The organism is Streptomyces chrestomyceticus JCM 4735 (assembly GCF_003865135.1).
Classification (GTDB): domain Bacteria; phylum Actinomycetota; class Actinomycetes; order Streptomycetales; family Streptomycetaceae; genus Streptomyces; species Streptomyces chrestomyceticus.
Genome location: NZ_BHZC01000001.1, coordinates 3,448,588 through 3,473,039, shown reverse-complemented (window position 1 = coordinate 3,473,039; position 24,452 = coordinate 3,448,588). Strand labels below are relative to the sequence as shown.

At 71.1% G+C, this 24,452-nt stretch carries 21 protein-coding genes; 13 read left to right on the top strand and 8 right to left on the bottom strand.

What is annotated here, in order from left to right:
* Positions 1-99: 99 nt before the first annotated feature.
* A complete protein-coding gene (gene ppgK, locus EJG53_RS14380) occupies positions 100-966 on the top strand; it encodes a polyphosphate--glucose phosphotransferase (protein WP_125045176.1) in 867 nt (288 codons plus the stop codon).
* Here the strand turns inward: ppgK and EJG53_RS14375 are convergent.
* On the bottom strand, positions 932-1,711 hold the full coding sequence (locus EJG53_RS14375; RefSeq protein WP_125045175.1) for a DUF6542 domain-containing protein: 780 nt from the start codon (positions 1,709-1,711) through the stop codon (positions 932-934). The genes ppgK and EJG53_RS14375 overlap by 35 nt on opposite strands.
* A gap of 484 nt (positions 1,712-2,195) precedes the next feature.
* On the opposite strand from EJG53_RS14375, the gene ychF reads away from it, so the two are divergent.
* The 4 genes from ychF (at position 2,196) to EJG53_RS14355 (ending at position 5,257) form a co-directional block, all read left to right on the top strand.
* Positions 2,196-3,284, top strand: a complete 1,089-nt coding sequence (ychF, locus tag EJG53_RS14370; protein WP_125045174.1) for a redox-regulated ATPase YchF — start codon at positions 2,196-2,198, stop codon at positions 3,282-3,284.
* Between the two features lie 245 nt (positions 3,285-3,529).
* Positions 3,530-4,078 (top strand): ArsR family transcriptional regulator, encoded by a 549-nt coding sequence (locus EJG53_RS14365; RefSeq protein ID WP_244955136.1) that lies wholly within the window; start codon positions 3,530-3,532, stop codon positions 4,076-4,078.
* Complete coding sequence (locus tag EJG53_RS14360; protein ID WP_125045173.1) at positions 4,075-4,542, top strand: hypothetical protein; 468 nt, start codon at positions 4,075-4,077, stop codon at positions 4,540-4,542. The genes EJG53_RS14365 and EJG53_RS14360 overlap by 4 nt, the downstream gene beginning before the upstream one ends.
* Positions 4,543-5,005: 463 nt before the next feature.
* Positions 5,006-5,257, top strand: coding sequence for a hypothetical protein (locus tag EJG53_RS14355; RefSeq protein ID WP_125045172.1), 252 nt, complete (start codon positions 5,006-5,008; stop codon positions 5,255-5,257).
* Positions 5,258-5,481: 224 nt separating this feature from the next.
* Here the strand turns inward: EJG53_RS14355 and EJG53_RS14350 are convergent, their stop codons facing one another.
* The 3 genes from EJG53_RS14350 to EJG53_RS14340 form a co-directional block, all read right to left on the bottom strand.
* Positions 5,482-5,745 (bottom strand): type II toxin-antitoxin system RelE family toxin, encoded by a 264-nt coding sequence (locus EJG53_RS14350; RefSeq protein WP_125045171.1) that lies wholly within the window; start codon positions 5,743-5,745, stop codon positions 5,482-5,484.
* A complete protein-coding gene (locus tag EJG53_RS14345; protein ID WP_125045170.1) occupies positions 5,738-6,007 on the bottom strand; it encodes a type II toxin-antitoxin system Phd/YefM family antitoxin in 270 nt (89 codons plus the stop codon). The genes EJG53_RS14350 and EJG53_RS14345 overlap by 8 nt, the downstream gene beginning before the upstream one ends.
* 146 nt (positions 6,008-6,153) lie before the next feature.
* Positions 6,154-6,876: a PIG-L deacetylase family protein gene (locus EJG53_RS14340; protein ID WP_125049365.1), complete on the bottom strand. Its 723-nt coding sequence runs from the start codon at positions 6,874-6,876 to the stop codon at positions 6,154-6,156.
* A gap of 315 nt (positions 6,877-7,191) precedes the next feature.
* Here EJG53_RS14340 and EJG53_RS14335 point away from each other — a divergent pair, with 315 nt between their 5' ends.
* From EJG53_RS14335 to EJG53_RS14305, 6 genes are all read left to right on the top strand, one after another.
* Positions 7,192-7,944, top strand: coding sequence for a GntR family transcriptional regulator (locus tag EJG53_RS14335; RefSeq protein ID WP_031000881.1), 753 nt, complete (start codon positions 7,192-7,194; stop codon positions 7,942-7,944).
* A 407-nt stretch (positions 7,945-8,351) separates the two neighbouring features.
* Positions 8,352-10,058: an APC family permease gene (locus EJG53_RS14325; protein ID WP_125045169.1), complete on the top strand. Its 1,707-nt coding sequence runs from the start codon at positions 8,352-8,354 to the stop codon at positions 10,056-10,058.
* Between the two features lie 308 nt (positions 10,059-10,366).
* Positions 10,367-10,546 carry an SPOR domain-containing protein gene (locus EJG53_RS14320; RefSeq protein ID WP_030020236.1) on the top strand — a complete coding sequence of 60 codons (180 nt, stop codon included), beginning with the start codon at positions 10,367-10,369 and terminating at the stop codon, positions 10,544-10,546.
* A gap of 37 nt (positions 10,547-10,583) precedes the next feature.
* Entirely contained in the window at positions 10,584-11,027 is a 444-nt protein-coding gene (locus EJG53_RS14315) for a (deoxy)nucleoside triphosphate pyrophosphohydrolase (RefSeq protein WP_125045168.1), read from the top strand.
* 449 nt (positions 11,028-11,476) lie between these two features.
* Positions 11,477-11,866 (top strand): ATP-binding protein, encoded by a 390-nt coding sequence (locus EJG53_RS14310; RefSeq protein ID WP_125049364.1) that lies wholly within the window; start codon positions 11,477-11,479, stop codon positions 11,864-11,866.
* Positions 11,867-12,144: 278 nt separating this feature from the next.
* On the top strand, positions 12,145-14,865 hold the full coding sequence (locus tag EJG53_RS14305; protein WP_244955623.1) for a SpoIIE family protein phosphatase: 2,721 nt from the start codon (positions 12,145-12,147) through the stop codon (positions 14,863-14,865).
* 67 nt (positions 14,866-14,932) lie between these two features.
* On the opposite strand, the gene EJG53_RS14300 is transcribed toward EJG53_RS14305, so the two are convergent.
* From EJG53_RS14300 to EJG53_RS14285, 4 genes are all read right to left on the bottom strand, one after another.
* On the bottom strand, positions 14,933-15,727 hold the full coding sequence (locus EJG53_RS14300) for a succinate dehydrogenase/fumarate reductase iron-sulfur subunit (protein WP_125045166.1): 795 nt from the start codon (positions 15,725-15,727) through the stop codon (positions 14,933-14,935).
* Positions 15,724-17,772 carry a fumarate reductase/succinate dehydrogenase flavoprotein subunit gene (locus tag EJG53_RS14295; RefSeq protein ID WP_125045165.1) on the bottom strand — a complete coding sequence of 683 codons (2,049 nt, stop codon included), beginning with the start codon at positions 17,770-17,772 and terminating at the stop codon, positions 15,724-15,726. Before EJG53_RS14295 ends, EJG53_RS14300 begins: the two co-directional genes overlap by 4 nt.
* Before the next feature lie 15 nt (positions 17,773-17,787).
* The gene (locus EJG53_RS14290) at positions 17,788-18,648 is read right to left on the bottom strand and encodes a hypothetical protein (RefSeq protein WP_167515107.1); all 861 of its coding nucleotides are present in this window, start codon (positions 18,646-18,648) and stop codon (positions 17,788-17,790) included.
* Positions 18,649-18,716: 68 nt separating this feature from the next.
* The gene (locus EJG53_RS14285; protein WP_125045164.1) at positions 18,717-19,049 is read right to left on the bottom strand and encodes a hypothetical protein; all 333 of its coding nucleotides are present in this window, start codon (positions 19,047-19,049) and stop codon (positions 18,717-18,719) included.
* A gap of 515 nt (positions 19,050-19,564) precedes the next feature.
* On the opposite strand from EJG53_RS14285, the gene EJG53_RS14280 reads away from it, so the two are divergent.
* Both EJG53_RS14280 and typA read left to right on the top strand, forming a co-directional pair.
* A complete protein-coding gene (locus EJG53_RS14280; protein ID WP_125045163.1) occupies positions 19,565-21,943 on the top strand; it encodes an ABC transporter substrate-binding protein in 2,379 nt (792 codons plus the stop codon).
* A gap of 347 nt (positions 21,944-22,290) precedes the next feature.
* Positions 22,291-24,195 carry a translational GTPase TypA gene (typA, locus tag EJG53_RS14275; RefSeq protein ID WP_125045162.1) on the top strand — a complete coding sequence of 635 codons (1,905 nt, stop codon included), beginning with the start codon at positions 22,291-22,293 and terminating at the stop codon, positions 24,193-24,195.
* Positions 24,196-24,452: the final 257 nt, after the last annotated feature.

Genomic DNA, 24,452 nt, shown 5'->3' with positions numbered 1-24,452 from the left:
GGTCCCGGGCGGCGCCCCGGGCCGCTCCGTCCGGCCGGGCCACGCGCCGGACCCGGAAGTCGAGGGGTGAACCGGCCCGACCCCGCCTAGCCTCTAGGCATGAAGGTCTTTGGTGTGGACATCGGCGGCTCGGGCATCAAGGGCGCTCCGGTGGACCTGGAGCGCGGTGACCTGGCGGACGAGCGGTACAAGGTCCTGACCCCGCGTCCGGCGACCCCGGACGCGGTCGCGGACTGCGTGCAGCAGGTCGTGGAACATTTCGGCTGGTCGGGGCCGGTCGGCGCGACGTTCCCCGGCGTGGTGACCGACGGGGTCACCCGTACGGCGGCCAATGTCGACAAAGGATGGATCGACCGGAACGCGGCCGCGCTGCTGGCGGGCCGCCTCGGCGACGGGACCGGCGGCTGCCCGGTCACGGTCCTCAACGACGCGGACGCCGCCGGCCTGGCCGAGATGCACTTCGGCGCGGGCAAGGGTCGCGAGGGCACGGTCGTCGTACTCACCTTCGGCACCGGCATCGGCAGTGCCGTCTTCACCGACGGCAAGCTCGTGCCCAACACCGAGCTGGGGCACCTGGAGCTGCACGGCCACGACGCGGAGAAGCGCGCGTCCACCAAGGCCAAGGAGGACGAGGACCTGAGCTGGCAGCACTGGGCGCACCGGGTGCAGAAGTACCTCGCCCACGTGGAGATGCTCTTCTCGCCCCGGCTGTTCGTGATCGGCGGCGGTGTCAGCCGCAAGGCGGCGAAGTTCCTGCCGCTGATCGAGGGGATCCGGGCGGAGATCGTGCCCGCCCAGTTGCAGAACAACGCGGGCATCGTGGGCGCGGCGATGGCCGCGCGGGCCGCGAGCCAGGAGGGCACGGCGGCCCCCGCCGGCCCAGGGGCCGCAGCAGGCCCACTCTCCCCCAGCACTTCTCCTTCCCCCTCCGCTACGTCGCAGGTCGGCTGGCCGGCCGATCCCTGACCTGCCCCGCCCGCTGAGCGGCGGGCTGCCCGGGTGTGCGGCCGGGGCGGTGCGGCCCCTGGCCCAGTCCCGGGCGCTGTCCCGGCCCCGGTGCCTGCTCCGCACGCCGGCGCACGCGCTCCGGCGCCGCGCCCGGCTCCTTCCCGGCGCTCTGCGCCCGGGCGGGCGCCCGGCCTCCCGCACGCGCCGCCTGCCGCCGCGCGAGCCGTTCGGCCTGCCGTCGTGCCAGGGCCGCCGCCTTCCGTACGAGGACGATCAGCGCACAGGCCAGCGTGCCCGCGTACAGCCAGCCCGCCTGCGTCGCCAGCACCGTGAAGACGCCCATCAGCAGTCCGCCGAAGCCGCCCGTGTCGTGGCTGATCGGCACCGTTCCGACGGTGTACGCGATGGGCAGCGCGACCGGCGCCGTGATCAGGTCGTACGGCCGTACCCACAGCCCGGCGCACACGCTCACCAGGACGAAGAACACCCCGTAGGCCGTCGGCGCGGCGTCGAACAGCAGCCGGTCGGCGAAGGCGAAGACGACGAGGGCGAGGGTGCTGAGCAGGCCGCACCCCAGGCCGGTGAGCCGGGGCGCGGGCAGCCGCGCGGCGGCCGCCGCCAGCGGAGCCAGCGGCCCGCTCCGGCGCGCGCGGACCCGATAGACGGTCGCACTCTCCTCGCCGAACCCGTCGGCTCCGGGTCCGCGCGGGGCACCTGGACCGCCCGGCGCCCTAGGGGCTCCCGGAGTGCCCGCCGCATTCACGGCATTACGGGCATCACGGGTACCTCGGGCCTCCGGAGCGTTCGTCGGCACGGCCTCCGCGGGGCGGGGAAGCCGTGCGTCCTGGCCCGCTGCCGGACGGCCGGTCCGGGGCGGGCTGTGCTGGGGGCTGCGCGCTCTGTGTTGCTCCACTCGGCAACGGTAGGCCGCCAAGTGGTACCAACCGGTTACAGGACACGCGTTTTGTCTGACCTGACCGGCCCATTCGGCGTACAAATCACCCCACGGCCGTAACGCAGCGTGGGCGTACCCGCCGTCAAGCCCACGAACGCGCCTCACGAACCCCGCCCGGAATCGCTCTCCGCCCGCCTCCTCCCGCCCCTCACCCCACCCCTTTTCCCGCCCCGTAGACTGGACGACCGGTCCGGTCCTCCATGGACCGCACCCCTTACGGCCGCCCGGCCCCGCAGCGGGCCGTACGCACCGTCGCCCAGTCCACCCGCATCCTCTCCGGGAAGTCGCCACCGTGTCGCTCACGATCGGAATCGTCGGTCTGCCCAATGTCGGCAAGTCGACCATGTTCAACGCCCTGACCAAGAACGACGTGCTGGCGGCCAACTACCCGTTCGCCACCATCGAGCCCAACGTCGGCGTCGTCGGCGTCCCCGACCCCCGCCTCGCCAAGCTGGCCGAGATCTTCGACTCCCAGAAGGTCCTCCCGGCCACCGTCGACTTCGTCGACATCGCGGGCATCGTCCGCGGCGCCTCCGAGGGCGAGGGCCTGGGCAACAAGTTCCTGGCGAACATCCGCGAGTCCGACGCGATCTGCCAGGTCATCCGCGCCTTCAAGGACGAGAACGTCGTCCACGTCGACGGCAAGGTCTCGCCCAAGGACGACATCGAGACCATCAACACCGAGCTGATCCTCGCCGACCTCCAGACCATCGAGAAGGTCCTGCCGCGCCTCCAGAAGGAGTCGCGCATCAAGAAGGACGTCGCCCCGAAGGTCAAGGCGGTCGAGGAGGCCAAGGCCATCCTTGAGAAGGGCGACACCCTCTTCTCGCAGGGCATCGTCCAGGGCTCCGGCAACGAGGAGCTCCTCCACGACCTCCACCTCCTCACCACCAAGCCCTTCCTCTACGTCTTCAACGTCGACGAGGACGAGCTGACCGACGAGGACTTCAAGGCCGCACAGCGCGCCCTGGTCGCCCCCGCCGAGGCCATCTTCCTCAACGCCAAGCTGGAAGCCGACCTCGCCGAACTCGACGAGGAGGAGGCCCTCGAACTCCTCCAGTCCGTAGGCCAGGAAGAACCCGGCCTCGCCACCCTCGCCCACGTAGGCTTCAACACCCTCGGCCTCCAGACCTACCTCACCGCCGGCCCCAAGGAAACCCGCGCCTGGACCATCAAGAAGGGCGCCACGGCCCCCGAGGCGGCCGGCGTCATTCACACGGACTTCCAGAAGGGCTTCATCAAGGCCGAGGTCATCTCGTTCGAGGACCTGGTGGAGACGGGGTCGGTGGCGGAGGCCCGCGCTGCTGGTAAGGCACGCATGGAGGGCAAGGACTATGTGATGCAGGACGGGGATGTGGTGGAGTTTCGGTTCAACGTGTAGTCGCGTAAGTACTCCACGTGAACTGATTCGTCAAGTGTGCGGGTCGGAAGGGGTCGGACTCCGTCGAGTCCGACCCCTTCCGCATTCCCGTGCTGACTTGGTGCTGACCTCGGGCGTAGCTGGAGGGGGGTCGTTCAAGCGATGTCGGTAAGCGCGCGACTGCTGATTGTTACTTTCATTGGGTGCTTGATATCCTGCGCCCAATGAAAGTCTCACCAAGTCTGCTCCCCATCCTCCGATCGCGCATGCAGGGCGAGCTCCTCGCCCTCGTACTGCTGCACCCGGAGCGCGAGTACAGCATCACTGAGCTCGCCAGTGACGTCGGGGTGACACCCACCGCTGTCCTGCGCGAGGTTGACCGGTTGACCGGCGGCGGCATCCTGACCGATCGGCGAGTGGGACGCAGCCGCCTCGTCAAGGCTCGAACGGACACCCCGCTGTATCGTCCGCTGAGCGATCTCATGTCCGTCTCCTTCGGTCCGTTGCCGTTGCTCACCGAAGCGCTCGCCGGACTTGAAGGTGTGCAGCAGGCGTACATCTACGGCTCTTGGGCCGCTCGGTACAACGGCGAGCCGGGGCCGCCGCCCGCCGATGTGGATGTCCTCGTCGTGGGGGATCCCGATGCCGACTCGCTCTTCGACCTTGCCGAGGAGGCGTCTCGACGGCTGGGTCGAGAGGTCAACGTCCATCGGGTCTCAGTCGAGGCGTGGGAGTCCCGCACGGGTGATCCGTTCCTCACCAGCGTTCGGGAACGTCCGCTGGTCCAGTTGCACCTTGACCTGGAGGAGCAATGACGCGTTGGAATCAAGGGCGATCGACGATCGATGCGCTCATCGGCGGTGGTCAGCTCGAACGCGTACCCGCTTCTCAGCAGGCCGCCGAGGTGGAACTGGTCCGTGCGCGTACGCATGTCGGATCCGCGCGGCAGTTGGCGGCGACGGACCCGGAGGGCGCGTACACGCTAGCCTATGACGCCGCGCGCAGAGCGTTGGCCGCGGTACTGCAGAACCAGGGGCTGCGCGCGACCAGCCGTGGTGGCCATACCGTCATCTACGAGGCCGTGCGAGCGCAGCTTGACCCGCCGCTCGGGTCCATACTGCGTCCCTTCAACCGCATGCGAGCCCGGCGCAACGAAGTCGAGTACCGGTCGTCGGAGGCCCCTACTGTGACGCCGGAGGAGGTTGCGGTCGACTTGACCAAGGTGGAGGCACTCATCGAGCTCGCGGAGAAGACGATCCCGAACATGCCGCGCTATTGAGCCCTCGATCACCTGCTAGGCGGTCACGTCGTTTAGGCAAGGTCGAAGCGGAGTGGTCAGTGTTCGGGTGCGCCAGCTCCCTCGCTCTTGCCGAACTGGCTTGATCATGCGTGCCGTTGCCACTTGCGTCCTGTCGGCCAGCTGCTATCGGATGGGAGTGTCATTTACGGCATGGTGAGATCGAGGGGGCACAGTGGCGCAGCGGAAACCGTGCATCGACTGCGGAAGGATCGAGGGGGTAGCGGCCGTGCCTGCGCTGCACCAGGCCAACAGTGGCGCCTACAGCGGGCGCGTGGGCACGGTAAGTGTGACCGGGCAGGGCACAACCGCTCTGGGTAAATACCTAGCTCCACCTCGGCGAGTGCGCCTCGGTGACGTTTCCCCACAGGTGCTTATTTTCGCCGTGGGGATAGCCGCTCTGTTCCTCTTCTGAAACTTCGTCGATCACCCTGCCGACGACCCGGTGAACCTCGCCCTCCTTGCGGCTGCTCTCCTGCTCGCCGCAGTCCGCATATCCAAGGTCATCAAGGACAAGGAACCCGCGCGCCGCCGATTCGAGATATGGCGCGAGTTCCTGATCTGCCAGCCTTGCAATGTCGTCTTCCTGACCGGCGATTCATGCGACGAGCTGAAGCTCGCAGTTGCCGGTTGGCGGGCGCAGGTACCGGAGCTGGGGGCGGCCGTTCGACGCCTCGCGACAAAAAAGGGGTGCTAGTTGAGGTTCCCGTGCTGATTCTGTGCTGACTTGGGCGCCCCAGGGCCGCGTTTCCGCAGGTGGGAGCGTTGTAGTGCACGTTTCGGTTCAACGTGTAGCGGCTGAGGTGTCGCCACGCCGCTGATCTGGCAAACATGCAGGTCAGGTAGGGTCCGGCTCTTCGGGGTCGGGCCCTTTTGGTCGTGAAACCCGTGCTGGGTCTCCTGACCCGACGTCAGGCGTGCTCAGGCGTCGTACACAGTGGAGCGATGTCCGACGTGCACGGCCCACACCACCAGCTCGCCGTTGTCGATCGCGTAGATCACGCGGTAGTCGCCCACGCGTAGGCGGCGGCGGTCGGGTTGGGAGACGAGGGCGGTGGTGTTCAATCCCAGCGGGTCGCTCTCCAGCTCGGTCAACTTGGCCAGAATGCGGAGGGCCATGTCTCGCGGGACCTTGCGGAGCTCGGTCTGAGCCTCGGGCCGGAAAACGGTGCGGTACTCACTCACTGCGCGCCAGCGTCTCCCTCATGATGTCCTCGATCGGGATGCCGGGCGCCGAATTGGCCATACGCTCGTCGATGATCCGGTTGATCTCGCGCTCTTCCCACTCCTGGTATCTCCGGAGCACGTCGATGGACACCACGGCAGCCACCTCTTTGCCGCGGCGCGTGATCACCGTGGGTACGTCGTCACGGTCGGCTCGTTCCACGACCTCGGCCAGGTGCGCCCGGACATCGCGGATGGACTCTGTGGGCAGCGGCTGTGTCATGCGCCCAGGCGTGCCGAGTGCCTCACGTGTGCACAAACCCTCATGGTTGCTCGGATGGGCTGGACAGCTCATGGCCGGCCTCTCCCGGGGGCGGCCCTTTCGTCGTGCCCGCACTCAGCGCGCGCCAGGAAAAGGAGAGTCCGTACTCAGCGCGGATAGAGCTGGAAAAGGGTGGCGGGGGTGCCGCGGTACCGGGTGCCGGAGGTTTGCAGCATGGGTTCGAGGAAGTTGCGGGCGTAGGTGGCTGGGTCTTGGTCGGCCCCTTCCAGGCCCGTGATGTAGGCGTGGTGTTCGGCCAGGGAAGCGATCGCTCGGTTAATGCCGGGGCCTACTTCCTTGGCGTGGGTGGGGTGTGGGGAGCCGGCTACCGCCACCCAGCGGACGCCGTTCCAGGGGGCGAGGCCGAGTTCGGTCGTCAGGTCGGGGAAGATCCAGCGGTTGCCCGCGTCGCCCGCCGCGTCGAGGGTGGCGCGGCCCACCACCCGGTGGTCCGGGGTGTTCCAGGTCACGCCGCCCCAGGTGTCGTGGTGGTTGAGGGTGATGAGCAGTTCCGGGCGGTAGCGGCGGACGGCGGCCGACAGGTCGCGGCGCAGGGGGAGGCCGGCCTCGATGACGCCGTCGTGGTGGCCGTCCAGGAACTCCACTGTTCGGACGCCGACCACGGCCGCGCTCGCCCGTTGCTCCGCCTCGCGGACCGCGGCGCACTCGTCGGGGCCGAGGCCGTCGATGCCGGCTTCGCCGCGGGTGACGAGGAGGTAGGTGACCTCGCGTCCGGCGGCGGTCCACTCGGCGATGGCGGCGGCCGCGCCGTATTCGAGGTCGTCGGGGTGGGCTACGACGGCCAGGGCCCGCTGCCAGTCCTCCGGCATGGGAGAGAGGGAGGGGGCGGGAGCGGAGGGGGTGGTCTTGCCGGTGCCGTCGGTGGGCTTGTCGGGCACGGTGGGCTCCTTTCCGTACCGCTCGGGCGACCGGTCGCGCGTGCGGCGTGTCGTATCGACTCTCGCACGGACGGTGCGGTCGCGCCGGGCAGGTGGGTACGCGTGTCCGGGAGTGGTCAACTTCCTTGATCGGGAGGCCGGTTGAGCTGGGCTTCATCACATCGAGTGAATTACTGGCCCAGGCTTGCGGTCAACAACGCGCGGTTGCCACGCTGTTGCTGACTGTCAAGCTGTTGGGAGGGGCATGTGCCTTTCGGTGAGCAGCCCGCGTACCTCCGCGTCGCCGGCGACCTGCGCCAGAAGATCGTCGAAGGTGTGCTGCCCCCGCACACCCGCCTCCCCTCCCAGGCCCGCATCCGCGAGGAGTACGGCGTCTCCGACACGGTCGCCCTGGAGGCGCGCAAGGTCCTGATGGCCGAGGGGCTGGTCGAGGGCCGCTCCGGGTCGGGGACGTACGTCCGCGAGCAGCCCGTCCCGCGCCGTATCGCCCGCGCCGGCTACCGCACCGGCGTCGGTGCCACGCCCTTCCGGCAGGAGCAGGCCGACGAGCGGGTCAAAGGGACCTGGGAGTCCAGCAGCGAGCGGGAGGAGGCCAACCCGGCCGTCGCGTCCCGGTTGCGTATCCAGGTGGGGGACCGGGTGATGCGTACGCGCTATCTGTTCCGGGCGGAGGGGGAGCCCGCCATGCTGTCGACGTCCTGGGAGCCGCTGGACATCACGGGGCGCACTCCGGTGATGCTGCCCGAGGAGGGGCCGCTGGCCGGGCGCGGGGTGGTCGAGCGGATGGCGGCGATCGACGTGATCGTGGACAACGTGGTCGAGGAGGTCGGGGCGCGCCCCGGGCTGGCGGAGGAGGCCATGGCGCTGGGCGGGGTACCGGGCCATGCGGTGCTGGTCATCTCGCGTACGTACTTCGCGGGCGGCCGCCCCGTGGAGACGGCCGACGTGGTGACGCTCGCCGACCGTCATCGGGTCGCCTACCACCTGCCGGTGCATTGAGGCATATCACCTGCCCATGCATTGAGGGGGAGGGGAAGAAGGGGGCGGGGGTGGAGGAGGGGAGTCGGGTGGTCGGGGGCCGGTTCGGGGGTGGGTCGTGAGGCGGGAGGGGCGTCCGGGGCGGACCCCTTTCCCCTCTCCGTAATGACCAAAACCCGTTGCTACCTAGCAATTTTCTTGCCGCTACGGCCAAGATCGCACGTTGCGTACTGACGCGTAACCCGCCAGTAGCCACCCCCTAACTCCTGATATGTCGGGATTTGGGAGGCCAATTGGTGTGTTGGAAACCTCACACACCTTCAGCCAGACCCGAGTTTTGACCCCGCTTGGGAATCCGATCTTCCAATTCGCTCTTACGATGGCGAAGTTTGTGCACGGCACGGGGGAAGATCAGGAGACCAAGCACGTTGAGCACGACGCAGACCCAGAGCGCGGAGCAGGGCTCCCACTCGAATTACCGACGGTCCCTCGGGACCATTGCCCTGACCGCCACGGGTCTTGGGTCGATCATCGGTTCCGGCTGGCTCTTCGGGGCCGAGCGGGCCGCCGCCATCGCCGGTCCGGCCGCCATCCTCGCCTGGGTCATCGGCGCGGCCGTCGCGCTCACGATCGCCCTCACGTACACCGAGCTGGGCTCGATGTTCCCCAAGGCGGGCGGCATGGTCCGCTACGGCCAGTACTCGCACGGTTCGCTTGCCGGCTACCTCGCCGCCTGGGCCAACTGGATCGCGATCGTCTCCGTCATACCCGGGGAGGCGACCGCCTCCGTCCAGTACATGAGTTCCTGGAGCTTCGGGTGGACCCAGGGGCTGTACGACGGCAAGGAGCTGACCGGCAGCGGTGTCGCGCTGGCCAGCCTCCTGCTGATCTTCTACTTTTTCCTGAACTGGTTCGCGATCTCGCTCTTCGCGAAGACCAACACCGCGATCACGGTCTTCAAGGTCGTCGTCCCGGTCCTGACCGCGAGCGCCCTGATGCTGGCGCACTTCGACACCGGCAACATCAAGGACCACGGCGGCTTCACGCCGAACGGCTGGAGCGCGGTCTTCACCGCCGTCGCTGTCTCCGGCATCGTCTGGGCCTACAACGGCTTCCAGTCGCCGCTGAACATGGCCGGTGAGGCCCGTAACCCGGGTAAGTCGCTGCCCAAGGCCGTCATCTACTCGATCCTGATCGCGCTCGTCATCTACGTCGCGCTCCAGGTCGCCTTCCTGATGGCCGTCCCCGGCGGCAAGCTGGAGTCCGCCGGTGGCTGGGCCCACCTCGGTTACAACTCGCCGCTCGCCGACCTCGCCATCGCCTGGGGCCTGAACTGGCTGGCGATGCTGCTGTACGCGGACGCGTTCGTCTCCCCGTCGGGTACGGGCATGATCTACGCGGCCACCACCTCGCGCATGATCCAGGGTGTGCAGGAGAACGGCCACCTGCCGAAGATCTTCGGCCGGGTCGACAAGAAGACCGGTGTGCCGCGTCCGGCGCTGGTGCTGAACCTGTTCATCGCCTTCCTCTTCCTCGCCGTCTTCCGCGGCTGGGGCTCGCTCGCCGAGATCGTCTCGGTGGCCACCGTGATCTCGTACATCACCGGGCCGGTCGCGGTGATGTCGCTGCGCCGCCTCTCGCCCGACCTCAAGCGGCCGGTGAAGCTGCGGATCATGCCGGTCGTCGCGCCCGTCGCGATGGTCTTCGGCTCGCTGGTCCTGTACTGGGGCCGCTGGCCGCTCACCGGCAAGGTCATCCTGATCATGGCGGTCGGTCTGCCGGTCTGGGCCTGGTACGAGCTGCGCAAGCCGTGGGCCGAGCTGAAGCCGCACCTGAAGGCGGGCGCCTGGATGGTGGCGTACCTGCTGGTCATGGCGTGTGTCTCGTACATGGGCGGCGAGGAGTTCGGCGGCAAGGGCTACCTGCCGCCGGGCTGGGACATCGTCGTGGTCGCCGTGATCGGCCTGCTCTTCTACGTGTGGGGCGTACGCAGCTCCTGGCGCAACCCGTCGCTCATCGAGGCCGAGGCGGAGTCGCTGGCGGCGGCCGAGGCCGAGGCCGCCGAGGATCGGGCCGCGGCCGGCGGCAAGGCCGGTGACGCGTCCGGCGTGAAGTCGGAGGCCGGCAAGGCGTAACGTCCTCCGGGGCGCGGCGGGTGCCCTCCCGGGCACGACGCGGCGCCCTCTCGGGCACGGAATGCGGCGGGCGCCGTCGGTGGCAGGAGTCACCGGCGGCGCCCGTTCGTGTGTGCGCCCCGGGCGTCCGCAGGGCTGGCTGTGCGCCCCTCGCGCGCTGTTCGATGGCCGGTTCGGTACCTCTTTGTGCAAAGCCGTATCCGGTGCGTGAAGGTCGGGCGTAGGCTCGGGCATATGCGGAATGCGGTTTCGGCATCAGTACAGGAGGGGCGCGCGACGGCGCGCCGGCCGGCGGACGGAGGGGCGCGATGACCGACAGTGGAGCGGTGCTGCCCTGGCTCGTCATTCGCCAGGACGAGGGCGGCAACCGTTATCGCGTCGGCCGCTACGCCACCCGCGCGGAAGCGGAGCAGGTGGCCGACCGGCTCGACACCCGCAGGAACGGGCGGCTGTACGTCGTGGAGCGGGTGGGGCACGCCGCCACCTGAGACGGGGAGCGGCGGTGTGGGACGTAGGCTGCCGCGCATGACGGACGTGCGTGTGGTGGTGGGTGGAGCGGTGCTCGACGGGGGGAAGCTGCTGGCAGCGCGGCGCAGTGCTCCGGCCGCGCTGGCCGGCCGCTGGGAGCTGCCCGGCGGCAAGGTCGAGCCCGGTGAGACGCCCGAGGAGGCGCTGGTCCGCGAGCTGCGTGAGGAACTGGGGATCGAGGCCGAGCCGATGGACCGGATTCCGGGGGAGTGGGCGCCGCGTCCCGGGCTCGTCCTGCGGGTGTGGACGGCCCGGCTGGTGTCCGGCGAGGCCCGGCCCCTCCAGGACCACGACGAGCTGCGCTGGCTGGCGCCGGGCCAGGAGGACGAGGTCGACTGGCTGGACCTGGACCGCCCGGCGGTCACGGAGGTGATGCGCCGCCTCGGGGCCGCGGAGGTGTCGGGGGCCCTGTATCCGTCCGGTGCCCCGTACGCCCCGTAGCGTGCGCGGAGTCCCGCACGCACCGGGAGTCTCATGGGGGCCGGGAGCCGCAGCCGCCCCGTAACGCGTCCGGCGTCCCGGGCCGTCCCGTACCGCTCCACCCCGTCCCGAGGGGACCGGTCATCTTGTCACCTCACCGTTCCCCCGTACGGGACGATCATCGGATCGGGCGGGTCCCTCGTAAGAGTGTGCCGCGGTGCGGTGGCGCACCGGGGTGCCCCGCCGCACACGAGGCGTGCGCGCCGGGGTCTCGTGTGCCTCAGTACGCCGTTTGTGCCACAGTGCGCCATTGAGGGCGATATTGATGCGCTGATATCGGGTATGTGCTGTTTACCCCCTCACCACGGACCATCCGGAGGGTGTGCGCATCGGGCTGGGAAGTGATCGGCGTGAGCGACAGTGCAGCGGCAGGGGTCCCCGAATCCGCCCCCTACGCGCCCGGGCGCGGCATGATCTCCGGCTCCCCGCTCGCCGAGTGGAGCTTCCCGGCCGAGCCCGGATCCGCCCGTACCGCCCGTGCAGCGGTCCGCGAGACCCTGCGGGACTGGGGGCTGGACACCGTCGTCGACCTGGCCGTTCTGCTCGTCAGCGAGCTGGTGACCAATGCGCTGCGCCATGCCAGCGGGCCCATCGGCGTACGAATCGTCCTGAAAAGCGGGGGCGGCCTGCTCGTCGAGGTGTCGGACCCGGTGCCCGACCCGCCCCGGGAGCGCGCCGCGACCCCCGACGACGAGGGCGGCCGGGGACTCCAACTGGTGGCGTGCACGTCGCGGTGCTGGGGCACCCGACATGGCAGGACAGGTAAAACAGTGTGGTTCGAGCTGTCTGTGGCGGGTTAGGAGTCTGGTGGCGGCCTGATCGTTGCCGTTTCATTGACATTCTGTGGACGGCCTGCGATCGAGACTGTGCTGTGATCGTGAAGACCGTGTTCCGGACAGCCGCGGTGCTGGATACTCGGCTCGTCCGGTCCGGGCACGATGAGCTGGAGGGGACGGGGCTCGTGAGCGAGAAGTCATCTGGCGGGGCAGGACCCGCGCAGCCTGCCGGGCCGGGCGGTACGGACGGTCCGGCGCGGCCGTCGGGCCGCTCGGGGCCGGACGGCCCGGAAGGCCCGCCGATATGGCAGAGCAGCCCTCCCGGCTCCATCTACGACTACATCCGGGTCGCGTCCTTCTCCCTCGGCCCCGACGGGTGCATCGACCGGTGGAGCGAGCGCGCCGCCGAGATGCTCGGCATCCCCGCCGCAGAGGCGGTCGGCAAGGACCCGGTGGCCGCCTTCGTCCCGCACGAGCTGCGCGAACAGGCCCACCGCACGGTCGCGCAGATCCTGGACGGCCGGGAGTGGACCGGGCTGGTCCCGTACCGCCCCCGGGGCGCGGACCGGGAGGACGCGCCGGACACCGGGGACGGCAGGCTCGCGGAGATCTACGTGATGCCGTCCGAGACGGCGGACGGTGAGCGGGCCGCGGTCTGTCTCGTCGTCGACGTCCGCGCGCTGCGGGGCATCGAGACCGACCTCGCGGCCTCTCAAGCCGTTTTCGGCCAATCTCCGATGGGCTTCCTGCTCTTCGACACGGATCTGCGCATCCGCCGCGTCAACGAGCGGTTCGCGACCGTCTTCGGCGGCCCCGCGGCCAAGTACCGCGGGGGCGGGCCGCACGACTTCCTGCCCCGCTCCGAGGCCGACCGGCTGCAGGCGGCGCTGCGGCGGGTGCTGGAGACGGGGGAGCCGGTCGGCGACATGCAACTGGTCGGTACGGTCCCCGCGTCCTCCGCCGCCGTCATCCCCGCCCCCACATCTCCCGAGCTCCCTGCCGCCTCCGGTGCGGCGTACCCGTCCGGCGCTCCGGGGACGGCGTACCCCTCCGCGCCCGGCGCCGAGGCCGACCGGCGCCGCTGGTCGGTGTCCCTGTACCGCCTGCACGGTGCCAGCGGCCGTCCCATCGGGGTCGCCGCGCTGGCCGCCGACGTGACGGGCCGCCGCCGGGCCGAGCGGGAGGCCGCGAGCGCCCGCCGCAACCTGGCGCTGCTCAACGAGGCCGGCGCCCGCATCGGCAACTCCCTCGACCTGGAGACCACCGCCCGCACCCTGCTCGACGTGGCCGTGCCGCAGTTCTGCGACCTGGCCTCCGTGGACCTCTACCAGGGCCTGCTGGCCGGTGACGAGGCTCCGCCGGGGATGGCCGACGGCAGCGCCGAGCTGCGCCGGGTCGCCTTCTCCAGCGCCGTCTCGGACGCGCCGCTGGCCACCATGGCCTGTGACGTGCCCGAGGGCGGGACGGGGCCGGTCGCGGTCGGCGCCGTCCACCGCTACCCGTTCAACTCCCCGTGCGCGGGCGCGCTGCGTACGGCGCAGGCGCAGATCATCCCGGGCCGGGAGAACGAGGAGCGGGCCGAGCTGGGCGCCGTGGTGCACTCGACGCTCGCCGTGCCGATGGTCGCCCGGGACACGGTGGTCGGGCTGGTGCAGTTCTCCCGTACGAAGGGCAGCGAGCCGTTCGGCGAGCGGGACACCGCCCTCGCGGTCGACCTGGCCGCCCGCGCCGCGGTCTGCATCGACAACGCCCGGCTGTACCGCAGGGAGCACGAACGCGCCCTGATCCTGCAGCGCAGCCTGCTGCCGCCGGGCGACCCCGAGGCGGCCGGCCTGGACATCGCCTGCCGCTATCTGCCGGGCACCACGGCCACCGAGGTCGGCGGCGACTGGTTCGACGTCATCGAGCTGCCGGGACACCGCACCGCGCTCGTCGTCGGTGACGTGATGGGGCGCGGGCTGCGCGCCGCCGTCGCGATGGGCGAACTGCGGACGGCCGTACGGACCCTGGCCCTGCTCGACATGGAGCCGGCCGAGGTGCTGTCCGCGCTCGACGAGATCGCGCGCGGGCTCGGCGCGACCGGCGGCGGCGCCCGTACGACGTCGCGCGCCCCGCGCAGCCGTTCCGCGCCCCCCGCCGGCGCGCAGTCGGGCTCCCCGGCGGACGCCTCACGCTGCGGCTCCGGCACCGCCGACCTCTCCGAGGTGTACCTCGCCACCTGCGTCTACGCCGTGTACGACCCGGTGACCCGGCGCTGTACCTTCGCCAACGCCGGGCACCTGCCGCCCATCATGGTCGAGGAGGGCGAGGACGCGCTGCTGCTGGACGTGCCGCCCGGTATGCCGCTGGGCGTCGGCGGCGAGCCGTTCGAGGAGACCGAGGTCGAACTGCCCGACGGCGCGCTGCTCGCCCTCTACACGGACGGCCTGGTCGAATCCCGCGACCACCCGCTGGACGAGGGCCTGCGCGCCTTCCAGACGGCCCTGTCGGAGGCCGGGCGCCCGCTGGAGGACGTCTGCGACCACGTACTGAACGCGCTGGACACCCGGCACGGCGAGGACGACATCGCGCTGCTGATGGCCCGCGTGCACGGCCTGCCCAAGGACGCCGTCGGTGACTGGAACCTGGCCCCCGAGGCCCGCTCGGTCTCCCGCGCCCGTGAGCTGGCCCGCGACCAGCTCACGGACTGGGGCCTGGAAGCCCTGGTCGACACGACCGAACTGCTGGTCAGCGAGCTGGTCACCAACGCGCTGCGGCACGGCCACGGCGAGATCCGGCTGCGGCTGCTGCTGGACCGGACCCTGGTGTGCGAGGTGTGGGACGCGGATCTGGCGCAGCCCCGCCGCAGGAGGGCCCGGGACACCGACGAGGGCGGCCGCGGCCTTCAGCTCGTCGGGCTCCTCAGCGCGGGCTGGGGCAGCCGCCGGACCCCGCGCGGCAAGACCGTCTGGTTCGAACTGCCGCTGCCGGACGGGGACACCGCTCTGCCCGATCCGGCGGACGCGCTGCTGAGTCTGTTCTGAGACGGGGCGGGCGGGCCGGTTCCGGGGCGGGCGTCCGGGGCGGGCGTCCGCCCACCCCGGTCGGGTGTCACGGCGTGTCCGTACGCCCCCGCCGCCGGATCTTGTTCCCCAGCCACACCAGCGGGTCGTACTTGCGGTCGGCCGCGCGTTCCTTCAGGGGGATCAGGGCGTTGTCGGTGATGCGGATGTGCTCGGGGCAGACCTCGGTGCAGCATTTGGTGATGTTGCAGTGGCCGAGGCCGTGGTTCTCCTGGGCGGTGCGTTTGCGGTCGAGGCCGCTTTCCGGGGCGGCGTCCAGCGGGTGCATGTCGAGTTCCGCGACGCGCATGAGGAAGCGGGGGCCGGCGAAGGCGGTCTTGTTCTCCTCGTGGTCGCGGACGACGTGGCAGGTGTCCTGGCACAGGAAGCACTCGATGCACTTGCGGAACTCCTGGGAGCGGCCGACGTCCTCCTGCCGCATGCGGTACTCGCCCGGCGCCAGGTCCGGCGGCGGGACGAAGCCGGGTATCTCGCGGGCCTTGGTGTAGTTGAAGGAGACGTCCGTGACCAGGTCGCGGACGACCGGGAAGGCCCGCATCGGGGTGACGGTGACGGTCTCGTCGCGCTCGAAGACGGACATCCGGGTCATGCACATCAGGCGGGGCCGGCCGTTGATCTCCGCGCTGCACGAGCCGCACTTGCCCGCCTTGCAGTTCCAGCGCACCGCGAGGTCGGGGGCCTGGGTGGCCTGGAGGCGGTGGATGATGTCGAGGACCACTTCGCCCTCGTTGACCTCGACCCGGAAGTCCGCCAGGCCGCCGCCGTCCGCGTCGCCCCGCCAGATCCTGAAGTGCGCCTTGTAGGCGTCGGACTGCGCGCTCACCGGTTCGTCCCCTCGTCGTCCGCCGCTCCGGGCGTCGCCGCCGTGTCCGCGGTACCTGCCGTATCCGCTGTGCCCGCGGCACCTGCCGAGCCCGCCGTGTCTGCCGTACCCGCAGCCAGCTCGTCGTCCGTCAGGTACTTCGCCAGTTCGTCCCGCTCGAAGAGGGCCAGCAGATCGGGCCGCACGGGCGGGTTCTCCCGGCGGGTCAGGCGGATCTGGCCGACGGCCGGGTCCCTCGGGGGGAGGTCGTCGCCGTCCTCGGCCAGTTCGCAGACCAGGTTGATCCGGCGCCAGCGCCGGTCCATCTCCGGGTAGTCGTCGCGGGTGTGCCCGCCCCGGGACTCCCTGCGCTCCAGGGCCGCGCGGGCCACGCACTCGCTGACCAGCAGCATGTTGCGCAGGTCGATGGCCAGGTGCCAGCCGGGGTTGTACTGCCGGTGGCCCTCGACCCCGGCCCGGCGGGCCCGTGTCCGCAGGTCGGCGAGGCGTTCCAGGGCCTCCTCCATCTCGCCCTGCCTGCGGATGATGCCGACCAGGTCGTTCATCGTCCGCTGCAGCTCCTGGTGGAGGGTGTACGGGTTCTCGGCGGGGCGCCCGGCGTGGTCGGCGTCGGGCCCTTCGGCGCTGAACGGGCGCAGCGCCTCCGCCTCCGCGGCGTCGAGCTGGAGCGGGTCGGCGGCGGGCCGCGCGGAGCGGGAGCGCGCGTACTCGGCCGCGTACAGGCCCGCGCGGCGGCCGAAGACCAGCAGGTCGGAGAGGGAGTTGCCGCCGAGCCGGTTGGAGCCGTGCATCCCGCCGGCCACCTCGCCGGCGGCGAACAGGCCAGGGACGCCGGTGGCCGCCGCGGTGTCCGGGTCGACGTCCACGCCGCCCATCACGTAGTGGCAGGTCGGCCCGACCTCCATGGCCTCGGCGGTGATGTCCACGTCCGCCAGCTCCTTGAACTGGTGGTGCATGGAGGGCAGCCGCCGCCGGATGACCTCGGCGGGCATCCGGGTGGAGACGTCGAGGAAGACACCGCCGTGCGGGGAGCCGCGGCCCGCCTTGACCTCGGCGTTGATGGCGCGCGCGACCTCGTCGCGGGGGAGCAGCTCGGGCGGGCGGCGGTTGTGGTCCGGGTCCTCGTACCAGCGGTCGCCCTCGTCCTCGGACTGGGCGTACTTCTCCTTGAAGACGTCCGGGACGTAGTCGAACATGAAGCGCTTGCCGTCGCTGTTGCGCAGCACGCCGCCGTCGCCGCGTACGGACTCGGTGACGAGGATGCCCTTGACGGACGGCGGCCAGACCATGCCGGTCGGGTGGAACTGGACGAACTCCATGTTGATCAGCGGCGCCCCGGCGAGCAGCGCGAGCGCGTGCCCGTCGCCGGTGTACTCCCAGGAGTTGGACGTCACCTTGAAGGACTTGCCGATGCCGCCGGTCGCCAGGACCACCGAAGGGGCCTGGAGGACGAAGAAGCGGCCGGATTCGCGCTCGTAGCAGAACGTGCCGGCCACCCGGCCCTCGTCCTTGAGGACGCGGGTGACGGTGCACTCCTGGAACACCTTCAACCGGGCCTCGTACGAGCCGAGCTCGCGTTCGTCCTCCTGCTGGAGGGAGACGATCTTCTGCTGGAGGGTGCGGATCAGCTCCAGGCCCGTACGGTCGCCGACGTGCGCCAGGCGCGGGTACTCGTGGCCGCCGAAGTTGCGCTGCGATATCCGGCCGTCGGGGGTGCGGTCGAAGAGCGCGCCCCAGGTCTCCAGCTCCCACACCCGTTGCGGCGCCTCCCGGGCGTGCAGCTCGGCCATCCGCCAGTGGTTGAGGAACTTGCCGCCGCGCATCGTGTCGCGGAAGTGCACCTGCCAGTTGTCGCCCTCGTTGACGTTGCCCATGCTGGCCGCGATGCCGCCCTCGGCCATGACCGTGTGGGCCTTGCCGAACAGCGACTTGCAGATCACGGCCGTACGCATGCCCTGCTCACGGGCCTCGATGGCGGCGCGCAGCCCGGCGCCGCCCGCGCCCACCACGACGACGTCCCACTCCTGCCGGTCCAACTGCGTCATCACCAGGCACCCTTCCTAGAAGAACCGCGGGTCGTCGAAGACCCCGGTGGCGAGCAGGAAGACGTAGAAGTCGGCGGCGGCCACGCTGATCAGCGAGGCCCAGGCGAGCGCCGCGTGCCGGGCGTTGAGCTTGCCGGCCCAGCCCCACAGGCGGTAGCGCACCGGGTGTTGGGAGAAGTGCCGCAGCCGGCCGCCGATGATGTGCCGGCAGGAGTGGCAGGAGATCGTGTACGCCCAGATCAGCGCGATGTTGACGAGGAAGACCAGGGTGCCCAGACCCATGTGGCCCCACTCGTAGTCCGCGTTCCTGAAGGTGAGCGCCGTGTCGTAGGTGAGGATGCCCGCCACGACCACCGCGAAGTAGAAGAAGTAGCGATGGATGTTCTGGAGGATCAGCGGGAAGCGGGTTTCGCCGGTGTACTTCTTGTGCGGCTCGGCGACCGCGCAGGCCGGGGGCGAGGCCCAGAAGCCGCGGTAGTACGCCTTGCGGTAGTAGTAGCAGGTCAGCCGGAAGCCCAGCGGGAAGATCAGGATCAGCAGGGCGGGGGACAGGCCCCACCAGGCGCCGAATACCTCCCAGTTGGGCCCGCCGCGCATCGGGTGGCAGTTCTCCGCCAGGCACGGTGAGTAGAACGGCGAGACGTACGGCGCGGCGTAGTAGTCCGCGTTCGCGAACGCCCGCCAGGTCGAGTACACGACGAAGGCGAACAGGCCCGCCGCGGTCGTGGCCGGGTACAGCCACCAGCGGTCGGTGCGCAGGTGGCGGGCGGGTATCGCGGCGCGCGAGGGGGCGTGCACGCCGGTGCCGGGCGGGCCGGCCGCGCCCTTCGCGCCGTGTGCCTCGGTATGCGGTTGGGGTTCGGTGCCAGTGGCCAACGTCGGTCTCCGTAGACGGCTGTCCGGTGGTGGGACGGGTGGCGCTCAGCGGCGGTACGGGTGGGCGGCTACGGCGCCCGGCGGTCGCGCGCGCCCAGGCCCTCGTCCTCCGCGTCGGCCCACAGCGCGGCGTCGTACGGCGCGTCCGGGATGGTCACCATCTCGGGGGCGGGCGCGGACGGGCGGCCGGTGCTCGGGACCGCGGCGTACGCGGGCCGTCCGCCGGGCGCTTCCGCGCTGCCGTCCCGCAGCAGTTGCAGGCTCTCGCGCAGATGGTCGGTGTCGCTGCGTACGCGCCGGATGTCCAGGCCGCCGCCGACCTGTGCCTCCAGTCGTCCGACCGACCGTTCCAGGTCGTCCAGACTGCGCTGAGCTGCCGTCAGATCGTCCTGCAAGGACATGACTTGCCTCACCTCCGCGGGTGTGGTCGGCGCGCCCTCGTCGCCCGCCCGGACCCGTCCGGGCGCAGCGGCGTGCGCCTGCGAGTGTCGCGCGTCACAGTCGCGATTGGGAAGGGATCTGCCGCGATTGCGGAACCGGACCGGCGTGTTTCGGCACGCGTGCGCCGTCGGGCCGCGCCGGAGGGCGTGCTTTTGTACGGCGGCGTGTACGCCCGCGGACGCGGGGCCCGTACGCCCTCCCGGTCCGCGCGGACGGGCCCGGGAAGGGAACCGCGCAGCCCGTCGTGCGAGATCGCGCGCGCCGGGGGCGGGAGCGGCCGGGAGCGGAAACGGTTGGGCCGGGCGGGTGGCCTTCGCGGCGGCCGCCGACGTGTCGCCCGCACCGGTGGCGGCCGGTCCCCTTCAGTGGTGGAGCCATAGATGTGATGAGCCGCAAAGTCGGCCGAACGTGATCCGTGGCCCCGCGGCCCGCCGCGGCGGCGGCGCGGCGCGGGCGAGCCCCGGAGGTAACCGTGATGACCCACCCCGTCAGCTCAGGCGGCGCGGCCTGCCGCAGGCGCCGCTGCGCCGCGCTCCTCGCTGCCGGAGTGCTGCTGCCGCTGCCGGTCCTGACCGGCTGCGGCGGAGGCGACGACGCCGACCAGGCCGGCCCCGGCGCCCAGGACATCTCCGTCACCCCCCGCGACAAGGTGCGCCAGGGCGGCACCCTGCGCTGGGCGGTGGACGCCGCGCCCGGCACGCTGAACGCCTTCCAGGCGCGTGCGGACGCGGCCACCCGGCGCGTCACCGACGCCGTACTGCCCCGGCTGTTCACCCTGGACGAGCGTGGCCGCCCGCAGCGCAACCCGGACTACCTGGACGCCGCCGACGTCACCGACCGCGAGCCCCGCCAGACCGTCGTCTACAAGATCAACCCGAAGGCGCGGTGGAGCGACGGACGCGCCGTGGGGACGGACGACTTCGCCGCCCAGTGGAAGGCGCTGAACGGCAAGGACAACGCCTACTGGAGCGCGCGCAACGCCGGGTACGACCGCATCGAGAAGGTCGAGCAGGGCGGCGGCGCGCACGAGGTCAAGGTCACCTTCATCAAGCCGTACGCCGACTGGAAGTCCCTGTTCACGCCGCTGTACCCGAAGAGCGTGACGGGCGACGCGCGCGCCTTCAACGACGGTGCCCGCGAACAGCTCAAGACGGTGGCCGGGCCGTTCACGGTGCGGGAGCGGGACAGCGAGGCCGGCACGCTCACCCTCGCGCGGAACCCGAAGTGGTGGGGTGCCCGGCCCAAGCTGGACACGATCGTGCTGACCGCGCTGCCGCGCGAGAAGCGGGCCGCGGCCCTGGCGGCGGGCAAGGCCGACCTGGCCGAGGTGGACCCCGCGGACGCCCGCGCGATCACCGAGGCGCGCAAGCCCCCGGCGTCGCGGCCGGCGAGCCCGGGATCACCGGCCGGCAGCCCGTCCGGCCCAGGATCGCCGGGAGCCGGCTCGCCGAGCGCCGGAACGCCGGACGCCTCGGAGGCGGGGCGCGTGGAAGACGCCGACGCCGGAGGTTCCCCGGCCGCGCACGGCGACGACGCACCGCCGCGCAAGGTATCCACCGCCGAGCGGGACGCCCTGCGCCGCTACACCGTCCGCAAGGCCCTGGAGCCCGCTTACACCCAGCTCGCCCTCAATGGCAGCACCGGCCCCCTCAACGACGACCGGGTGCGCCGCGCGGTGGCCCGCGCCGTCGACCGGCAGAAGCTGGCCGACTCCGTACTCAAGCCCCTCGGCCTGCCGAACCGGCCGCTGGGCAGCCATCTGCTCATGGCGGGCCAGCCCGGATACGCGGACCACAGCGGCGCCCTCGGCGGGCCGGACACCACGGCCGCACGGTCGTTGCTGGCGGACGCGGGCTGGCGGGCGCCGGGGGGCGCGTCCGCGCAGCCGCAGAAGCCGGAGAAGAAGGTGGACGCCGGCCGGGGCGGCTCCGACGACGGCAAGGCGGCCGACCGGGAACTGGCGGCCGCCGTACCGGTGACACCGCTGGCCGCGGTCGGCGTACGGTCCGCCGACCTCCAGCGGTCCACGCTGCTGCGGCAGAGCGCCGGCCTCTACAAGGACGTGGCGGCACACCTGCGTACGGCGGCCCGGGGGGACACCACCGTCGCGGCGTACGCGGACTACCGGCGCTTCGAGATGCTGGCGGCCGGCGCGCTGACCGCCGCCGAGATGATCGAGGTGGCCCCGGCGGCGGGCGGCCGGGGCACCGGCGCGGCGGGGGCGGAGGTCAGGGCGGCCGACGGCAAGCCGGTCGAGGGCGGCCTGGCCGTCCCGGTGGACGCCTTCCGGGCCGACCCCGCGGCACGAGGCCCGGTACCGGCCCTCAAGAAGGACGGCAAGCCGCTCGTCCTGCGCTTCGTGCTCCCCGACGGGCCGGGCTCCGAACGGCTGCGGACGGTCGCCGACCGGATCTCCGCGATGCTCGCCCGCGTCGGGGTGCAGACCGCCGTGCAGAAGGTGCCGGACAAGAGCTACTTCGAGGACCACATCGCGGCCGGCGACTTCGACCTGGCGCTCTACACCTGGCCCGGCTCCGCCTACCCGGCCACCGACGGCCGCCCCATCTACGCCAAGCCGCAGCCCGCGGCCGACGGCAGCCTCACCGTCGAGCAGAACTACACCCGGGTCGGCACCGACCACATCGACCAGCTCTTCGACCAGGCGGCCGCCGAGCTGGACGAGGACGCCTCCCGCGAGCTGGTCGACCGCGCCGACGCGCGGATCTGGGCGGCGGCCGGGTCCGTACCGCTCTACCAGCGGCCCGAGGTCGTCGCGGTGAAGGAGGGGCTGGTCAACGCGGGCGCCTTCGGGTTCGCGACCCCGCGCTTCCAGGACATCGGGTACAAGAAGTGAGGGGACGGGCGTAGCGGACGGGCGGGTGTGACGGCCGGACCGGCCCGAAGACGGACCTGAAGACCGGACCCGACGGCCGGCCGGAGCGGACGACCGCCCGGCCGGCCGTCGTGCTACGCCCCGGTTACGGGCGGACGGCCTCCGGGCGAAGCGAGCGTGCGCCCCCGGCGCACAGCGCCCGTTCGATTAACGATCTCCGCAGGTCAGAGCCGGTTCCGCGGCCCAGGGGCGGCCGATGCCGCGGCAGCCCCGTACCATGGGGTGAGGCCGTGGCGTCTTCATGCCCGGCAGGCACACGTACCGGACCGTACGTGCCGCCATCCACGATCCGGGAGAAGCGCCGCAGTATGCCCACGCGCCACGACATTCGTAACGTCGCCATCGTCGCCCACGTCGACCACGGCAAGACGACCCTCGTCGACGCCATGCTCAAGCAGGCCGGCTCCTTCGCCGCGCACGCTGCCGAGTCCCTCGACGACCGCATGATGGACTCGAACGACCTGGAGCGTGAGAAGGGCATCACGATCCTGGCCAAGAACACGGCGGTGAAGTACCACCCCAAGGATGGCGGCGACGTCATCACCATCAACATCATCGACACCCCCGGCCACGCCGACTTCGGCGGCGAGGTCGAGCGCGGCCTGTCGATGGTGGACGCGGTCGTGCTGCTGGTGGATGCCTCCGAGGGCCCGCTGCCGCAGACCCGCTTCGTGCTGCGCAAGGCGCTGGACGCGAAGATGCCGGTCATCCTGTGCATCAACAAGACGGACCGCCCGGACTCCCGGATCGCCGAGGTCATCGACGAGACCTACGACCTGTTCCTGGACCTGGACGCGGACGAGGACCAGATCGAGTTCCCGATCGTCTACGCCTGCGCCCGTGACGGTGTCGCCTCGCTGACCAAGCCGGAGGACGGCACGGTCCCGCAGGACAGCACCAACCTGGAGCCGTTCTTCAGCACCTTGCTGGAGGCCGTCCCGGCCCCCGAGTACGACGAGTCGGCGCCGCTGCAGGCCCACGTCACCAACCTCGACGCGGACAACTTCCTCGGCCGTATCGCGCTGCTCCGCGTCGAGCAGGGCGAGCTGCGCAAGGGCCAGACCGTCGCGTGGATGAAGCGCGACGGGTCGGTCCAGAACGTGCGCATCACCGAGCTGATGATGACCGAGGCGCTCACCCGCAAGCCCGCCGAGGTGGCCGGCCCCGGCGACATCTGCGCCGTCGCGGGTATCCCCGACATCATGATCGGCGAGACGCTGGCCGACCCGGAGAACCCGGTCGCGCTGCCGCTGATCACGGTCGACGAGCCCGCGATCTCGATGACCATCGGCACCAACACCTCGCCGCTGGTCGGCCGCGGCGGTACCGGCAAGGGCGCGGACGCCAAGGCGGCGACCAAGGACCGCAAGGTCACCGCCCGCCAGGTCAAGGACCGTCTGGACCGCGAGCTGATCGGTAACGTCTCGCTGCGCGTGCTGGACACCGAGCGCCCCGACGCCTGGGAGGTGCAGGGCCGCGGTGAGCTGGCGCTGGCCATCCTGGTCGAGCAGATGCGCCGCGAGGGCTTCGAGATGACCATCGGCAAGCCGCAGGTGGTCACCAAGGAGGTCGACGGCAAGACCTACGAGCCCGTCGAGCGCATGACCATCGACGTGCCCGAGGAGCACATGGGCGCCGTCACCCAGCTCATGGGTGTCCGCAAGGGCCGGATGGACAACATGTCCAACCACGGCTCGGGCTGGGTCCGCATGGAGTTCGTCGTGCCGTCCCGCGGCCTGATCGGCTTCCGTACGGAGTTCCTGACCAACACCCGCGGCACCGGTATCGCGCACTCCATCCACGAGGGCCACGAGCCCTGGTTCGGCACGCTGACGACCCGCAACAACGGTTCGCTGGTCGCCGACCGGGCCGGCGCGGTCACCGCCTTCGCGATGACCAACCTCCAGGAGCGCGGTGTGCTCTTCGTGGAGCCGGGCACCGAGGTGTACGAGGGCATGATCGTCGGCGAGAACTCGCGCTCCGACGACATGGACGTGAACATCACCAAGGAGAAGAAGCTCACCAACATGCGCTCCTCCTCCGCCGACTCCTTCGAGGCGATCGTGCCGCCGCGCAAGCTCTCCCTGGAGCAGTCGCTGGAGTTCTGCCGCGACGACGAGTGCGTCGAGGTGACCCCCGAGGCGGTCCGTATCCGCAAGGTCGTCCTGGACCAGAAGGAGCGCGGCCGCACCGCTTCGCGCGCGAAGCGCTAATACGCACCGTGAGGCCGGGTGTCCACGCTGGGTAATGCCCTGCGGCCGCCCGGCGATTACGCTCCGCGAGCGCCCCACCGGATTTCCGATCCGGTGGGGCGCTTTCCGTTTACCGGTACGCGGGGCCGGCTACCGCATTGATGATCACCGTGTCAACGGGATTCCGGTGGCGATCCGGCCAGGACGGGTCCGAATTACGGACGAAGATCAGCATGTGTGATGCCGACGGTCCGTTTCGTTACCGTCTGGATGGTTTG

What these genes read in the sequence shown, in the direction of transcription:
- EJG53_RS14340 (WP_125049365.1), bottom strand. Translation starts at nt 6,876, where the DNA reads ATGCCGGAGGACTGGCAGCGGGCCCTGGCCGTCGTAGCCCACCCCGAC.
- EJG53_RS14280 (WP_125045163.1), top strand. Translation starts at nt 19,565, where the DNA reads ATGACCCACCCCGTCAGCTCAGGCGGCGCGGCCTGCCGCAGGCGCCGC.
- EJG53_RS14285 (WP_125045164.1), bottom strand. Translation starts at nt 19,049, where the DNA reads ATGTCCTTGCAGGACGATCTGACGGCAGCTCAGCGCAGTCTGGACGAC.
- EJG53_RS14365 (WP_244955136.1), top strand. Translation starts at nt 3,530, where the DNA reads ATGCAGGGCGAGCTCCTCGCCCTCGTACTGCTGCACCCGGAGCGCGAG.
- typA (WP_125045162.1), top strand. Translation starts at nt 22,291, where the DNA reads ATGCCCACGCGCCACGACATTCGTAACGTCGCCATCGTCGCCCACGTC.
- EJG53_RS14345 (WP_125045170.1), bottom strand. Translation starts at nt 6,007, where the DNA reads ATGACACAGCCGCTGCCCACAGAGTCCATCCGCGATGTCCGGGCGCAC.
- EJG53_RS14360 (WP_125045173.1), top strand. Translation starts at nt 4,075, where the DNA reads ATGACGCGTTGGAATCAAGGGCGATCGACGATCGATGCGCTCATCGGC.
- EJG53_RS14310 (WP_125049364.1), top strand. Translation starts at nt 11,477, where the DNA reads ATGATCTCCGGCTCCCCGCTCGCCGAGTGGAGCTTCCCGGCCGAGCCC.
- ppgK (WP_125045176.1), top strand. Translation starts at nt 100, where the DNA reads ATGAAGGTCTTTGGTGTGGACATCGGCGGCTCGGGCATCAAGGGCGCT.
- EJG53_RS14295 (WP_125045165.1), bottom strand. Translation starts at nt 17,772, where the DNA reads ATGACGCAGTTGGACCGGCAGGAGTGGGACGTCGTCGTGGTGGGCGCG.
- EJG53_RS14315 (WP_125045168.1), top strand. Translation starts at nt 10,584, where the DNA reads ATGACGGACGTGCGTGTGGTGGTGGGTGGAGCGGTGCTCGACGGGGGG.
- EJG53_RS14320 (WP_030020236.1), top strand. Translation starts at nt 10,367, where the DNA reads ATGACCGACAGTGGAGCGGTGCTGCCCTGGCTCGTCATTCGCCAGGAC.